We start from the raw sequence: 13852 nt of genomic DNA, 5'->3' as shown, positions 1-13852 counted from the left end.
CAGACCCCGCAGCGGCGGCGCGTCCGAGACAGACCGGGCCCGCGGCCCCTACCCTGCGAGCGTGGAGCCACACAGCCTGGCCGGGTCCCGGGACGGGTCCGGTGCGCGTGCGGGCTCCGACGACCGTCCGGCCGCCTTCGTCGCTGGCCTGGAGTCCCTGGCCGCGGTGCGGGTGCGCCCCGAGGTCGTCCTCGAGACGATCCCGCCGCCCCAGCGCCTGGCGCCGTACGCGCACGCGCTGGCCGCCCGGGTCGTCGAGGGGGAGGGCGACGACGAGGTCGAGGTCGCCGTCGCCCGGTTCATCGTGCTGTACGACCCCGACGGCCACGAGGCCTGGGACGGCACCACCCGCTGCGTCGGGTACCTGTCGGCGAGCACCGACGAGCACATGGTCGACGACGCGATGTTCTCCGAGGTCGCCTGGAGCTGGCTGACCGACGCCCTGCAGGAGTGCGGCGCGGCCTCGCACGCGCTCGGCGGCACGGTCACCCGCACCGCCTCGACCCGCTTCGGAGACCTCGCCGGTCCCGAGCACACCGTCGACGTCGAGCTCCGCGCCTCCTGGACCGCCGAGGACACCGCGCTCGGCCGCCACCTCGACGCCTGGCTGCAGGTGCTGGCCAACGCGGCCGGGCTGCCGCCGCCGGGCGTCGCCCTGCTCGGCCCGTCCGGCCCGGTCCCCGGCACCCCCTGACGCCCGCCCCCTGACCGGCCGGTCCACCGCGGTCTCTACCATCGGTGGTGACGGGACGCACTCCCCCGGGTCCGCGCCGCTCGGCCTGCACACCCCGGGAGCCGGCGGGACCGGTGGCGCGCACGGACGGGACGGCGAGTAGGTGGACGGCAACTGAGCACCGAGCCCCTTCCCCTCGACGGCCTGGAGACCGCCCCGGAGTCCGCTCCGGAGGCGCCCGCCCCGGTGCCCCTGCTCGCCCCGCGCGACGGGCTGCCGCCGGTCATCGACACCCCCGACGCGCTCGCCCGCTACGCCGACGCGCTGCGCGCGGGCACCGGCCCGGTCGCCGTCGACGCCGAGCGGGCCTCCGGCTACCGCTACGGCCAGCGCGCCTACCTGGTGCAGCTGCGCCGCGCCGGCGCGGGCACCGGGCTGGTCGACCCCGTCCCGCTCGGGGACCTGTCGGTCGTGCAGGACGCGATCGCCGACGCCGAGTGGGTGCTGCACGCCGCCAACCAGGACCTCCCCTGCCTGGCGGAGATCGGCATGGTGCCGAGCCGCCTGTTCGACACCGAGCTGGCCGCCCGCCTCGCCGGGCTGCCCCGGGTGGGGCTGGCCGCCGTCGTCGAGTCGCTCCTCGGGTACTCGCTGGTCAAGGGCCACTCGGCCGCCGACTGGAGCACCCGCCCGCTGCCCGAGGAGTGGCTGGTCTACGCCGCCCTCGACGTCGAGGTGCTCGTCGACCTCCGCGACGCGCTCGCCGCCCTGCTCGAGGAGCAGGGCAAGACCGAGTGGGCGCGGCAGGAGTTCGCCGCCGTCCTCGCCGCCGGCCCGCCGGCGCCGCGGCAGGACCCGTGGCGGCGCACCTCCGGCGTGCACGGCCTGCGCAACCGCCGTCAGCTCGGCATGCTCCGCTCGCTGTGGCAGGCGCGCGACGACATGGCCCGCCGGCGCGACGTCGCCCCCGGCCGGGTGCTGCCGGACGCCGCGATGGTCGCCGCCGTCCAGGCGGATCCGCAGACCGAGGCCGCGCTGCTGGAGCTGCCGGTCTTCCGCGGCCGGGCCAACCGGCGGCTGGTGGGGACCTGGTTCGGCGCCCTGGCCCGCGGCCGGGCGCTGCCGGAGGCGGAGCTCCCGCCGCACAGCCGCCCCGGCGACGGGCCACCGCCGGTCAACCGCTGGGCCGACCGCGACCCCGCCGCGGCCACCCGGCTGCAGACCGCGCGCAAGGCCCTCGCGGCCCTGTCCGAGGAGCTCAGCGTGCCGGTGGAGAACCTCCTCTCCCCCGACCTGGTGCGCCGGCTGATGTGGACCCCGCCCGAGCCGCGCGACGCCGGGACGGTGGCCGCGGCCCTGCGCGCCGGGGGCGCCCGCGAGTGGCAGGTCGAGCTCACCCGCGACCTGCTCACCGACGCACTCTCCCGGGCCTAGCCCGCAACGACGACGGGCCCGCCGTCCGGTACCGGACGGCGGGCCCGTCGTGAGGTGCTGGAACGGCCCCCTCGCCCCCGCCGCGAGCGTGCGAGCGGCGGGGGCGAGGGGGTCCTCCTAGTGCCCCGTGGCCGCGGCCCGCCGGCGGGCCAGCGCGTCCACGCTGGCGGCCAGCAGGAGGACTCCACCGGTGATGATGAAGTTCAGGTACGCCTCGGTGCCCAGCAGGCCCAGGCCGTTGGCGATGATCGCCACGACCAGGCCACCGAGGACGGCGTCGCGCACCCGGCCCCGGCCACCGAAGAGGCTGGTACCACCGATGACCGCGGCGCCGACGGCGTAGAGCAGCGTGTTGCCGCCGCCGGAGCCCGGCGCGACCGAACCCAGGCGGGCGGCCGCGACGATGCCGCTGATCGCGGCCAGCGTGGAGCCGATCACGAACACGGCCACCCGGATCTTCGTGACGTTGATGCCGGCCCGCCGGGCCGCCTCGGCGTTGCCGCCGACCGCGTAGACGTGCCGGCCGAAGCCCGTGCGGCCGAGCACGAACGTCAGGAACAGCAGCAGCAGGACCACGAGCGGGATGGCGTACGGGATGCCGGCGAGCACCACGCCGACGGCCGGGGCGCGGTCGACGCTCAGCACCGCCGTCACCAGGACGACGACGGCGGCGATCACGCCGATCCGGACGAGCACCACCGCGAGCGGGGCGTGCGCCAGGTTCCTGGCCCTCTGGACCCGGAACCGGTTGAGCTGCAGCGCCGCGTACACGGCGATCGTCAGGAGGGCGAGGACCCAGCCGAGCGCGACCGGCACGTTCTTGTCGCTGATCGCCGAGATCACCGGGTCGCGCACCGGCACCGTGCCGCCCTCGCCGATGAGCCGCAGGGTGAAGCCCTGCCAGCCCAGGAACAGCGCGAGGGTGACGACGAACGACGGGATGCCGACCATCCCGACGAGGCTGCCGGTGAACAGGCCGATGACCACGCCGGTGACGATCGCCGCCAGGACCGCGACCCACCACGGCGAGCCGGCGTCGGCGAGCAGCTTGGCCATGACCGCGGCGCAGACGCCGCTGACCACACCGGCGGACAGGTCGATCTCGCCCAGCAGCAGGATGAAGACCAGGCCCATCGCCAGGATGATGATCGGCGCGGCCTGGTCGGCCAGGTTGGCCATGTTGCGCGGGGTCAGGAACGTCTCGGGCCGCAGCGCGAAGAACAGCAGCCCGAGGACGACGATGCCGAGGATGGCCGGCAGCGCCCCGAGGTCACCGCCGCGGACGCGGTCGACGTACGCCCGGACGGACGCGCCGAGGGACTCCGCGCCGCGGTCGGCCTCGAAGCCCGACGGGGCCCCACCCGGCTCCTGTGAACTGGTCGGCTTGGAGATGGTGCTGGACACGGGTCAGACCTCCACGGCCGCGGCTTCGGCGGGTGCGATGCCCAGGTCGCCCGACCGGCCCGCCGTGATGAGCTCGATCACCTGGGGGCGGTCGACCTGCGAGATCGGCACGTCGGCCGCCATCCGGCCCAGGTACAGGGCCGCGATCCGGTCGGAGACCTCGAAGACGTCGACCATGTTGTGGCTGATGAAGACCACCGCGTGACCGGTGTCGGCCAGCCGCCGGACCAGGTCGAGGACCTGCCTGGTCTGCGCGACGCCCAGGGCCGCGGTCGGCTCGTCGAGGACGACCAGCTTGGACTCCCAGAGCACGGCCTTCGCGATGGCGACCGTCTGCCGCTGACCACCGGAGAGGCTGGAGACGAGCTGGCGTACGGACTTCAGGGTCCGGACGGAGAGCTTGCTGAGGGTGTCCCGGGCGGCCTCCTCCATCGACGTCTCGTCGAGGAGGATGCCGTTCTTGCGCTCGCGGCCCAGGAACATGTTCTGGACGACGTCGAGGTTGTCGGCCAGGGCGAGGTCCTGGTAAACGATCTCGATGCCGAGGGCCGCGGCCTCGCGCGGCCCGCTGACGGTGACCGGCCGTCCCTCGAAGAGGAACTCGCCGGAGTCGATGGCGTGGATGCCGGCGATGGACTTGATGAGCGTGCTCTTGCCCGCCCCGTTGTCGCCGACGAGCGCGGTGACCTGTCCGGGGTAGACCTTCATGTGCACGTCGTGCAGGACCTGGATGGCACCGAAGCTCTTGTTGACGCCGCGGAGTTCCAGGGTGGGGGTGCCGTCCTGGGGACGGTCGGTGGGAGCGGACACACCGGGCCTCTCGGTCGCGCTGGTGGGGCTACGGCAGCAGCCGCCGGGGCGTCCATGATGGGCGCCCCGGCGGCTGGTGACCACTAGGAGATGCCGAGCTCCTGGCACGCGGCGGCGAAGTCGCCGGTGCACAGCTCCTCGGCGGTCACGAACTCGTCGTCCACGACGTCCTTGACGTTGTCGCGGAAGATCGCCTGCGGCGTCAGCAGGACCGACGGGACCTCACGGCCGCCCTCGGTGTCCTCGACGGTGCCGGTGGTCTCGCCCTCCTCGCCGTTGATCAGCGAGACGGCCAGCTCGGCCAGCGCGTTGGCCTCGTCGCGGACCGACTTGTAGACCGTCATGCACTGGTCGCCGTTGAGGATGTTCTGCAGGCCCTCGACGGTGGCGTCCTGACCGGTCACGTTGGCCTGACCGGCGGCGTTGTTGCGGCCGAGGATCTGGATGACCGAGTTGGCGAGGCCGTCGTTGGCGGCCAGCACACCCTGGATGTTGCCGCCGGCCTGGGTGTACATCTGCTCGAAGATCGTCGCGGCCTGCTGGTTGTCCCACTCCGGCACGGCCTGCTCGGCGACCTGCGTGTACTGGGTCAGCGGGTCGAGGACCTCGTGGGCACCCGAGGAGAACAGCGTCGCGTTGTTGTCGTCCGGCGAGCCGTTGAGGAACGCGATGTTGCCCTGGGTGACGCCGTTGGCCTCGAGGCACTGCTGCAGGCCCTGGCCCTGCAGGCGGCCGACCTCGGTGTTGTCGAAGGAGACGTAGTACTCGGCCGACCCACCGAGGGTGAGCCGGTCGTAGTCGATCGTCTGGACGCCCTCGGCGGCGGCCTGCTCCTGGATCTGCGCGCCGGAGGCCGAGTCGAGGTTGACGATCGCGAGGACGGTGGCGCCCTCGGTGATCATCTGCTCGGCGATGGTCGCCTGCCGCTGGGCGTCGCCCTCGGCGTTCTGGATGTCGTACTCGACACCGGCCTCCTCGAAGGCCGCCTCGAGGTAGGGGCGGTCGAAGTTCTCCCACCGCACCGAGGACTCGGTGTCGGGGAGGATCACGCCGACCTTGCCGGCGGCCTCGCCGCCACCGCCGCCGCCGCCGCTGTCGCCGCCGCCGCCGTCGCCGCCGCCGCTGTCGCTGCCGCACGCAGCGAGGCTGAAGACCAGGGCGGCCGCCAGGGCCGTCATCGTGGTGCGCCGTCGCGCCATGGATGGGTCCACCGTTCCGTCGGGAATCTGCAGAAGTGCGGCGGCCAATATGCGCCCCGGGTCACACGGGTCGCAACCCCGGGTCGGTGGCGTTGCCGGACCGTGACCTCCGTCCGGGTGAGGTGTCGGGGGCCCCGGTGCCCCGCGCGGGTCGGGTCGCGCTTGGAGCGGCGGTTACCCACGGGTAACTTCACCTGCGCCGTCCCCGTGCCCGGGCCGGCTCCCCCTGCTGCGGAGGTCCCATGTCCCGCTCGCTGCGTGAGGTCGTCTTCGTCGACGGCGTACGCACCCCCTTCGGCAAGGCCGGCCCGAAGGGCGTCTACGCGGAGACGCGCGCCGACGACCTGGTCGTGCGCGTGATCCGTGAGCTGCTGCGCCGCAACCCGGCGCTGCCGGCCGACCGGGTCGACGAGGTGGCCATCGCCGCCACCACCCAGATCGGCGACCAGGGCCTGACCATCGGCCGCACCGCCGCGCTGCTGGCCGGGCTGCCGAAGTCGGTCCCCGGCTACGCGATCGACCGCATGTGCGCCGGGGCCATGACCGCCGTGACCACCACCGCGAGCGGCATCGCCTTCGGCGCGTACGACGTCGCCATCGCCGGCGGGGTCGAGCACATGGGCCGCCACCCGATGGGCGAGGGCGCCGACCCCAACCCGCGGTTCTTCAGCGAGCAGCTCGTCGACGGCTCGGCGCTGGTCATGGGCTCCACCGCGGAGAACCTGCACGACCGCTTCCCGCACCTGACCAGGGAGCGCGCCGACGCGTTCGCCCTGGCCAGCCAGCAGAAGTACGCCAAGGCCCTCGCCAACGGGCAGATCGGCCCGGAGCTGGTGCCCGTCGCGACCCGCTCGGCCGAGCACGGCTGGGGCCTGGCCACCGCCGACGAGCCGCCGCGGCCGAACACCACCCTCGAGGGCCTGGGCACGCTCAAGACGCCGTTCCGCCCGCACGGGCACGTGACCGCCGGCAACGCCGCGGGCCTCAACGACGGCGCCACCGGCTGCATCCTGGCCGCCGAGGAGGTCGCGCAGGAGCTGGGCCTGACCGCCGGCATGCGGCTGGTCGGCTACGGCTTCGTCGGCGTCGAGCCCGAGGTCATGGGTGTCGGCCCGGTCCCCTCGACCGAGCGCGCGCTGGCCCGCACCGGCCTGACCATCGACGACATCGGGCTGTTCGAGCTCAACGAGGCCTTCGCCGTCCAGGTGCTGGCCTTCCTCGACCACTTCGGCATCGCCGACGACGACGAGCGGGTCAACCCGTGGGGCGGCGCGATCGCCGTCGGCCACCCGCTGGCCTCCTCCGGCGTCCGCCTGATGACCCAGCTGTCGCGGCAGTTCGCCGAGCGCCCCGACGTCCGCTACGGCCTGACCGCCATGTGCGTGGGCCTGGGCATGGGCGCCACCGTCATCTGGGAGAACACCGACTGGGAGGGTGCGGCCAAGTGAGCACCGCCGTCTTCGAGAACGAGGTCGTCACCGCCGCCAAGGTGCGGTACGTGCGCGTGCCCGGCCTGGCCGGCGAGATCGCGCTGATCACGCTGGACAACGGGCACGACCACACCCGGCCGTCCACCTTCGGCCCCGGCGGGCTCGCCTCGCTGGACGCCGCCCTCGACGGGATCGCGGCGCACACCCCCGCGCCCGCGGCCATCGCCGTCACGGGCAAGCCGTTCGTGTTCGCCGTGGGCGCCGACCTCTCCGGCGTCGCGGCGGTGACCGACACCGCGGCCGCCCGGGAGATCGCCGAGACCGGCCACCGGGTGTTCCGGCGGCTCAAGGACGCCGGCGTCCCGACGTTCGCGTTCGTCAACGGCGCGGCGCTCGGCGGCGGCCTCGAGCTGGCGCTGCACTGCACCTACCGGACGATCGCGAGCACCGCCGTCGTCGCCTTCCCCGAGGTGTTCCTCGGGCTGGTGCCCGGCTGGGGCGGCACGCAGCTGCTGCCGGACCTGATCGGGATCGACCCGGCGGTCACGGTGATCGTCGAGAACGCGCTGGCGCAGAACAAGGTCACCTCCGGCCCGCGGGCGGCGGAGCTGGGGATCGCCGACGCGCTGTTCGAGCCCGCCGACTTCCTCGAGCGGTCGCTGGAGTGGGCCGTGGCGGTCCTCAACGGCGACGTGACCGTCGCGCGGCCCGCGGTGGACCGGTCGGGCTGGGACGCCGCGATCGAGCGGGCCCGGGCCGTCGTCCGGGCGCGGACCCGCGACGCCTCCCCCGGCGCGCTGCGCGCCGTCGAGCTGCTCGACCTCGCCCGCAACGGCGTCGAGGGCGAGGCGTTCACCGCCGGCACCGCCGCCGAGGACCAGGCGCTCACCGACCTGCTGATGAGCGACGAGCTCCGCGCCTCCCTCTACTCGTTCGACCTGGTCAACAAGCGGGCCAGGCGGCCGGCCGGCGCGCCGGACGAGTCGCTGGCGCGGAAGGTCACCAAGGTCGGCGTCGTGGGTGCCGGGCTCATGGCCTCGCAGCTGGCGCTGCTGTTCGTGCGCCGGCTCCAGGTGCCCGTCGTCCTCACCGACGTCGACCAGGCGCGGGTGGACAAGGGCGTCGGCTACGTCCACGGGGAGCTGGAGAAGCTGGCCGCCCGCGGCCGGCTCTCCCCCGACGAGCTCAACCGGCTCGAGGGCCTGGTCACCGGCGCGCTGGACAAGGCCGTCTTCGCCGACGCCGACCTCGTCATCGAGGCCGTGTTCGAGGAGATGTCGGTCAAGCAGCAGGTGTTCGCCGAGGTGGAGGCCGTCGTCTCCCCCGAGTGCGTGCTGGCGACCAACACCTCGGCGCTGTCGGTGACCGAGATGGCCTCGAAGCTCGAGCACCCCGAGCGGGTCGTCGGGCTGCACTTCTTCAACCCGGTCGCGGTCCTGCCGCTGCTGGAGGTCGTGCGCGCCGAGCAGACCGACGACGCCGCGCTGGCCACCGCCTTCGCCGTCGGCAAGGCGCTGAAGAAGTCCTGCGTGCTGGTCGCCGACGCCCCGGCGTTCGTCGTCAACCGGCTGCTCACCCGCTTCCTCGGGGAGGTCACCTCGGCCGTCGAGCAGGGGACGCCGGTGGCCGTCGCCGACCGGGCGCTGGACCCGCTGGGCCTGCCGATGTCGCCGTTCGAGCTGCTCACGCTGGTCGGCCCGCCGGTGGCGCTGCACGTGGCCGAACGGATGCACGAGGCCTTCCCCGACCGGTTCGCCGTCGGCGAGGGACTGAGGAAGATGGTCGAGCTGGGCAAGACCAGCGTCTACTCCGAGCCCGGCGTGGTCGACCCCGACCTGGCCGGCATCGACGCGGGCGACTCCCCGCTGACCGAGGACGAGGTCCGCGACCGCGCCGTGCGGGCGCTGGCCCAGGAGATCCGGCTGATGCTCGACGAGGGCGTCGTCCAGGCCGTGCAGGACGTCGACCTGTGCATGGTGCTGGGCGCCGGCTGGCCGTTCTGGCTGGGCGGCATCTCCGCCCACCTCGACCGCACCGGCGTCTCCGAGGCGGTCACCGGCTCGCGGTTCCTGCCGAGGGGCGTGGCCAGCCTCCCGGCCTGATGCCGTGCCCCTCCGCGGAGGTGCACGCCGGACGACGACGGCCCGGGTCCCCGCGCGGGGGCCCGGGCCGTTCGCCGTCTCAGCGGAACTTGTGGGTGAGCGACTCGATCGTGCGGTCGACCGAGGCGACCTTCACGTGCGAGATGCCGCTGGTGGCGCCCGCCGCCAGCATCGCCTCGTGCGCGGCCCGCAGGGTCGCCCACACGGCGTCGGCGTCGCCCTCCAGCGTGGTCCCCAGCGCCCCGACCTCGCAGTGCAGGCCGGACGCCTGGATCACCCGGACGGCGGCCTCCACGTACGCGTGCGGGTCGTCGGGCGTCCCGGCCGGCGACGGCGCGACCTGGATCTCCGCGATGACCTGCACGACAGCCTCCGGTCCGACGTCCCCGGCCGGCCCCCGTCCGGAGGCTCGCCCCGAGCCTGCGGAGGGTGAGGGGGACGGGGTCCTCCGACTACTGCTGGGCGCCGTCCACGGGCTCGGCGGCCAGCTGCTGCTCGGCCCGCTCGGTGAGCACCGCGGTCCACTCGGCGATCCGGCGGGCGACGTCCTGCTCGGTCAGGCCGCAGTCGGCGAGCACCTGGCCCCGGCTGCCGTGGTCGAGGAAGGCTTGCGGCAGGCCCAGCGCGCGCACCGGGACGTCGTGCTGGCGGTCCTGCAGCGCCTGCGACAGCGTCGTCCCGACGCCGCCGGCCCGGCCGCCATCCTCCACGGTGACGACCAGCCGGTGCGCGGCGGCCGTCTCGACCAGCTCGTCGGAGACCGGCAGCACCCAGCGCGGGTCGACGACGGTCACCTCGATGCCGTGGTCGGCGGCCCGCTCGGCGGCGGCCAGGCACATCGGCACCATCGCGCCGACGGCGACCAGCAGCACCTCCTCCCGCTCCCCGCGCCGCAGCACGTCGACCGGGCCGCGCCGCTCCAGCGCCGGGATGTCCAGCGGCGGCGGGCCCTTGGGGAAGCGCACCACGCTCGGCGCGTCGGAGATCGCGACCGCCTCTCGCAGCGCCTCGCGCAGGGTCGGCTCGTCGCGCGGCGCGGCCAGGTGCAGCCCCGGCACGACCGAGCAGATCGACATGTCCCACATACCGTTGTGCGAGGCGCCGTCGGTCCCGGTGACCCCGGCGCGGTCGAGGACGACGGTGACCGGCTGGCGGTGCAGCGCGACGTCCATGAGCAGCTGGTCGAAGGCCCGGTTGAGGAAGGTCGAGTAGACCGCGACGACCGGGTGCAGCCCGCCCATCGCCATGCCGGCCGCGCTGGTGAGCGCGTGCTGCTCGGCGATGCCGACGTCGTAGGTCCGCTCGGGGAAGCGCTCGGCGAAGGCGGCCAGGCCGGTCGGGTGCAACATCGCCGCGGTGACCGCGACGACGTCGCTCCGCTCGGCGCCGATGCGCACCAGCTCGTCGGAGAACGCCGTCGTCCAGTCGCGGGCGACCGCGGGGCTGGTGCCGCTGTCGGGGTCGAAGACGCCGGTGGCGTGCCAGGCGTCGATCTGGTCGGTCTCGGCCGGCGGGTAGCCGAAGCCCTTCGTGGTGACCGCGTGCACGATCACCGGGCGGCCGAACGACCGCGCCCGGCGCAGCGCGGACTCGAGCACCTCGACGTCGTGGCCGTCGACCGGACCGACGTACTTGAGGCCGAGGTCCTCGAACATGCCCTGCGGCGCCAGGACGTCCTTGACGCCCTTCTTCAGGCCGTGCAGCGCGTCGTAGAGCGCCGAGCCGACGACCGGGGCCTTGTGCAGGGCCTGACGGATGGCCAGCAGCGCCTGCTCGTAGCCCGGCCGCAGCCGCAGGCCCGCCAGCGCGTCGGCGACACCGCCGATGGTCGGCGAGTAGGAGCGGCCGTTGTCGTTGACGACGATGACCACCGGCCGGTCCTGGGCGGCGGCGATGTTGTTCAGCGCCTCCCAGGCCATGCCGCCGGTCAGCGCGCCGTCGCCGACGACCGCGACGACCGGGCGCTTGTCACCGCGGACGGCGAAGGCCTTGGCCAGCCCGTCGGCGTAGGACAGCGCGGTCGAGGCGTGGCTGTTCTCGACCCAGTCGTGCTCGCTCTCGCCGCGGCTCGGGTAGCCCGACAGCCCGCCGCGCTGGCGCAGCCGGTCGAAGCCCTCGACCCGGCCGGTGAGCATCTTGTGCACGTAGGCCTGGTGGCCGGTGTCGAAGACGATCGGCTCGTGCGGGGACTCGAAGACCCGGTGCAGCGCGATGGTGAGCTCGACGGTGCCGAGGTTCGGCCCGAGGTGGCCGCCGGTGCGGGCGACGCTGGTGACGAGTGCGTCACGGATCTCCGCGGCCAGCGCGGGCAGCTGCTCGGGGGGCAGGGCCCGGAGGTCGGCGGGGTCGCGGAGCGAGCGCAGGAGCGACACGGGGCGGCGGTGTCCTCTCTGTCGGCGGCGGGGCACGGCCCTCCGACGGCCGCCGACCCACTGTAGTCGCGCGACGGCGCGCACCTCCTGTCGAACCGGGTCCGAGACGGGACGGTTCCGTCACTCCCGACGCGCCGCACCCCGCTCACCCGACCGATGGGCGCCCCTTCTGTCGGTGATTGACAGAACACGGGCACGCTCGGACGATGCCCGCCATGGACCTCCGCCCGTGGCTGCCCGACGTCACGGGCCCCTCGCGGCGGCTGGTCGAGGCACTGCGGGTGAGCGGCCCCTCGACGCGGGCGCAGCTGGTCGAGCGGACGGGGCTCTCCCGCGCCACGGTCTCCGGCTACGTGGCCGACCTCGTCGACCGCGGGCTGGTGGCGCCCGGGGACGACGCGGGCGCGGTGGAGACCGGCGGCCGGCCCGCGCGGCTGGTGCACCTGACCCGCCGGGCCGGTGTGGTCGTCGGGGTCGACATCGGGCGCACCCACGTCCGGGTCGCGGTGGCCGACCTCTCGCACGAGATCGTCGGCGAGGAGACCACCACGCTGCCGGTCGCCGACCTGGACTCCGACGCGGTCCTCGACACCGTGGCCGGGCAGGTGCGGGCCGAGCTGCGGCGGGCCGGCGCCTGCACCGAGGACGTCGTCGGCGCGGTGGTCGGCCTGCCGACGCCGGTGGTCGGCCGGGCGGCGAGCTCGCGCGGCACCGTGGCGCGGTCGAACATCCTGCCGAGCTGGTCGGGCCGGACGCCGGCGCCGGCGCTGCAGGAGCGGCTCGGCGTCCCGGTCATCGTGGAGAACGACGCCAACCTGGGCGCCGTCGCCGAGGTCCGCTGGGGCGCCGGCCGCGGCTCGTGCGCCACCCTCTACCTGAAGATGGCGACCGGCGTCGGCGGGGCGCTGGTCATCGACGGCGACCTGCTGCGCGGCGTCACCGGCACCGCCGGCGAGATGGGCCACGTGAGCCTGGACCCGACCGGCCCGCTGTGCCGCTGCGGCAACCGCGGCTGCCTGGAGCTGACCGCCGGCGGCACCGCCCTGCTGCGGGCCATCAACACCGCCGCCCCCCACTACACCGACCTGCGGTCGCTGGTGGCCGGCGCCCAGGACGGCGACCAGGCCTGCCGTCGGCTGATCGCCGACGCCGGGGCCTCGGTCGGCTTCGTGCTCGGCGGCCTGGTCAACGTGCTCAACCCCGACCGCATCGTCGTCGGCGGCGAGCTGGGCACCGCCGGCGACCTGCTCGTCGACCCGCTGCGGCGGGCGCTCGAGCAGTCCGCCATCCCCGCCGCGGCCGAGCAGCTGACCGTGGTCCCCGGCTCGCTCGGGGCCCGCGCGGAGGTGCTCGGCGCGCTGGCGGTCGCGCTCCGGGAGGCCGACCGGCTGACCGGCTAGGGCCCCGGGGGCCCGCGGACGACGACCGGGCCCCCGGGTGCCACTACTACAGGCGGGGGACCCAGACCTCGCCGCGCAGCGCCCCGGCGACCACCTCGACGCCGCGCGCCGCCGCGGCCAGCCGCGCGCCCTCCCGCTCGTAGGCGGTGACGGCGGCCTCGATGGCGTCCGGCGGCAGGTGGTCGGCCAGCTCGACGCGGACCGTGCGCCAGCCCGCCCGCGCCGCCTCGAGGCCGGCCGCGACGTGGTCGCCGGCGAACCGGGCGAGCAGCAGCGGATAGCGGCGCAGCACCTCGTGGGCGCGGTAGTCGGGCGGGACGAGGTCGAACAGCCAGGCCACCGCGGTGTGCTCCCAGTCGGGGGCGCCCGGGGGCCGCACCTGCTCCGGCCAGCCCGGAGGCACGCTCGCACCCACGTCCGGCATCCTGCCGCAGGTCGAACACGTGTTCGACGGGAGGCGCGCCGTCGTCACCCGCTCGTGATCACCGACGGACCGGCCCGACCACGGTCGCGTCGATCATCCGGCTGCGTGCCGCCCGTACCGGCGTGTCGGCGCGCGTCGCGTGCACGCAGCCGATGATCGACACGGGCGGAGCGCGATCAGTCCCGCTGTCGCTTCAGCCAGAACTGCTCGAAACCCCAGGTGCCCGCACCGCTCGAGTGGTAGCTGACCAGCTCCCAGCCCTCGCCGCCGAGCCGGTTGAGCACCGAGCTGGTGTCCCCCTGCTGCCGCTCCAGCGAGCCGCCGGGGAGCTTGACGCTCACCCCCGCGCGCTGCGACTCGGTGTCGTTGGCCGTGATGACCGAGGCGTACTCCCAGGTGGTCACGGAGGACACGGTAGCGAGGCGCCGTCCGGCAGCCCCAGCCGCGCCCGGGAACCGGCGCCGTGGCCGGTCGCCGGGTCGGAGGAGAAGACGCTCCCCTACCCCGGCTGGTCCCACCACCGGGCGGTGGGCACACCGAGCACCCGGCACGGCAACGACGTGCCCACCGCTCCGTGGCGGACCACCGCGACGTCCCCGTCCGC

General features: G+C 74.8%; 12 protein-coding genes. 5 read left to right on the top strand and 7 right to left on the bottom strand.

Annotation, left to right across the window (positions count from 1 at the left end):
* Positions 1-61 precede the first annotated feature (61 nt).
* Positions 62-694 (top strand): DUF3000 domain-containing protein, encoded by a 633-nt coding sequence (locus tag ACI8AK_RS03340; RefSeq protein ID WP_387990904.1) that lies wholly within the window; start codon positions 62-64, stop codon positions 692-694.
* 225 nt (positions 695-919) lie between these two features.
* The gene (locus ACI8AK_RS03335; protein WP_387990901.1) at positions 920-2107 is read left to right on the top strand and encodes a ribonuclease D; all 1188 of its coding nucleotides are present in this window, start codon (positions 920-922) and stop codon (positions 2105-2107) included.
* A gap of 117 nt (positions 2108-2224) precedes the next feature.
* Here ACI8AK_RS03335 and ACI8AK_RS03330 read toward each other — a convergent pair whose 3' ends face one another.
* The 3 genes from ACI8AK_RS03330 to ACI8AK_RS03320 all read right to left on the bottom strand — a co-directional run bounded on the left by ACI8AK_RS03330 (position 2225) and on the right by ACI8AK_RS03320 (position 5520).
* Positions 2225-3511, bottom strand: a complete 1287-nt coding sequence (locus ACI8AK_RS03330; protein WP_387990898.1) for a sugar ABC transporter permease — start codon at positions 3509-3511, stop codon at positions 2225-2227.
* 3 nt (positions 3512-3514) lie between these two features.
* The gene (locus ACI8AK_RS03325; protein ID WP_387990895.1) at positions 3515-4321 is read right to left on the bottom strand and encodes an ATP-binding cassette domain-containing protein; all 807 of its coding nucleotides are present in this window, start codon (positions 4319-4321) and stop codon (positions 3515-3517) included.
* Positions 4322-4404: 83 nt separating this feature from the next.
* Positions 4405-5520 carry a sugar ABC transporter substrate-binding protein gene (locus ACI8AK_RS03320; RefSeq protein WP_387990892.1) on the bottom strand — a complete coding sequence of 372 codons (1116 nt, stop codon included), beginning with the start codon at positions 5518-5520 and terminating at the stop codon, positions 4405-4407.
* Between the two features lie 242 nt (positions 5521-5762).
* On the opposite strand from ACI8AK_RS03320, the gene ACI8AK_RS03315 reads away from it, so the two are divergent.
* Positions 5763-6968, top strand: coding sequence for a thiolase family protein (locus ACI8AK_RS03315; RefSeq protein ID WP_456955099.1), 1206 nt, complete (start codon positions 5763-5765; stop codon positions 6966-6968).
* Positions 6965-9052: a 3-hydroxyacyl-CoA dehydrogenase NAD-binding domain-containing protein gene (locus tag ACI8AK_RS03310; RefSeq protein ID WP_456955098.1), complete on the top strand. Its 2088-nt coding sequence runs from the start codon at positions 6965-6967 to the stop codon at positions 9050-9052. The genes ACI8AK_RS03315 and ACI8AK_RS03310 overlap by 4 nt, the downstream gene beginning before the upstream one ends.
* A gap of 79 nt (positions 9053-9131) precedes the next feature.
* Here ACI8AK_RS03310 and ACI8AK_RS03305 read toward each other — a convergent pair whose 3' ends face one another.
* Together ACI8AK_RS03305 and dxs are read right to left on the bottom strand one after the other, a co-directional pair.
* A complete protein-coding gene (locus ACI8AK_RS03305; RefSeq protein ID WP_387990883.1) occupies positions 9132-9416 on the bottom strand; it encodes a thiamine-binding protein in 285 nt (94 codons plus the stop codon).
* 88 nt (positions 9417-9504) lie between these two features.
* Positions 9505-11424: a 1-deoxy-D-xylulose-5-phosphate synthase gene (gene dxs, locus ACI8AK_RS03300; protein WP_387990880.1), complete on the bottom strand. Its 1920-nt coding sequence runs from the start codon at positions 11422-11424 to the stop codon at positions 9505-9507.
* A gap of 215 nt (positions 11425-11639) precedes the next feature.
* On the opposite strand from dxs, the gene ACI8AK_RS03295 reads away from it, so the two are divergent.
* On the top strand, positions 11640-12824 hold the full coding sequence (locus ACI8AK_RS03295) for an ROK family transcriptional regulator (protein WP_387990877.1): 1185 nt from the start codon (positions 11640-11642) through the stop codon (positions 12822-12824).
* A gap of 46 nt (positions 12825-12870) precedes the next feature.
* On the opposite strand, the gene ACI8AK_RS03290 is transcribed toward ACI8AK_RS03295, so the two are convergent.
* Both ACI8AK_RS03290 and ACI8AK_RS03285 read right to left on the bottom strand, forming a co-directional pair.
* Positions 12871-13248 (bottom strand): hypothetical protein, encoded by a 378-nt coding sequence (locus tag ACI8AK_RS03290; protein WP_387990874.1) that lies wholly within the window; start codon positions 13246-13248, stop codon positions 12871-12873.
* Between the two features lie 176 nt (positions 13249-13424).
* Positions 13425-13652, bottom strand: coding sequence for a DUF4177 domain-containing protein (locus tag ACI8AK_RS03285; protein WP_387990871.1), 228 nt, complete (start codon positions 13650-13652; stop codon positions 13425-13427).
* Positions 13653-13852 lie beyond the last annotated feature (200 nt).

The organism is Geodermatophilus sp. SYSU D00867 (genome assembly GCF_054050315.1).
This window is presented reverse-complemented; position numbering and strand designations above follow the sequence as displayed.

Bases quoted from the DNA above. Each gene is read 5' to 3' on its own strand.
- ACI8AK_RS03320 (WP_387990892.1), bottom strand. From the start codon at position 5,520: ATGGCGCGACGGCGCACCACGATGACGGCCCTGGCGGCCGCCCTGGTC.
- ACI8AK_RS03315 (WP_456955099.1), top strand. From the start codon at position 5,763: ATGTCCCGCTCGCTGCGTGAGGTCGTCTTCGTCGACGGCGTACGCACC.
- ACI8AK_RS03295 (WP_387990877.1), top strand. From the start codon at position 11,640: ATGGACCTCCGCCCGTGGCTGCCCGACGTCACGGGCCCCTCGCGGCGG.
- ACI8AK_RS03290 (WP_387990874.1), bottom strand. From the start codon at position 13,248: ATGCCGGACGTGGGTGCGAGCGTGCCTCCGGGCTGGCCGGAGCAGGTG.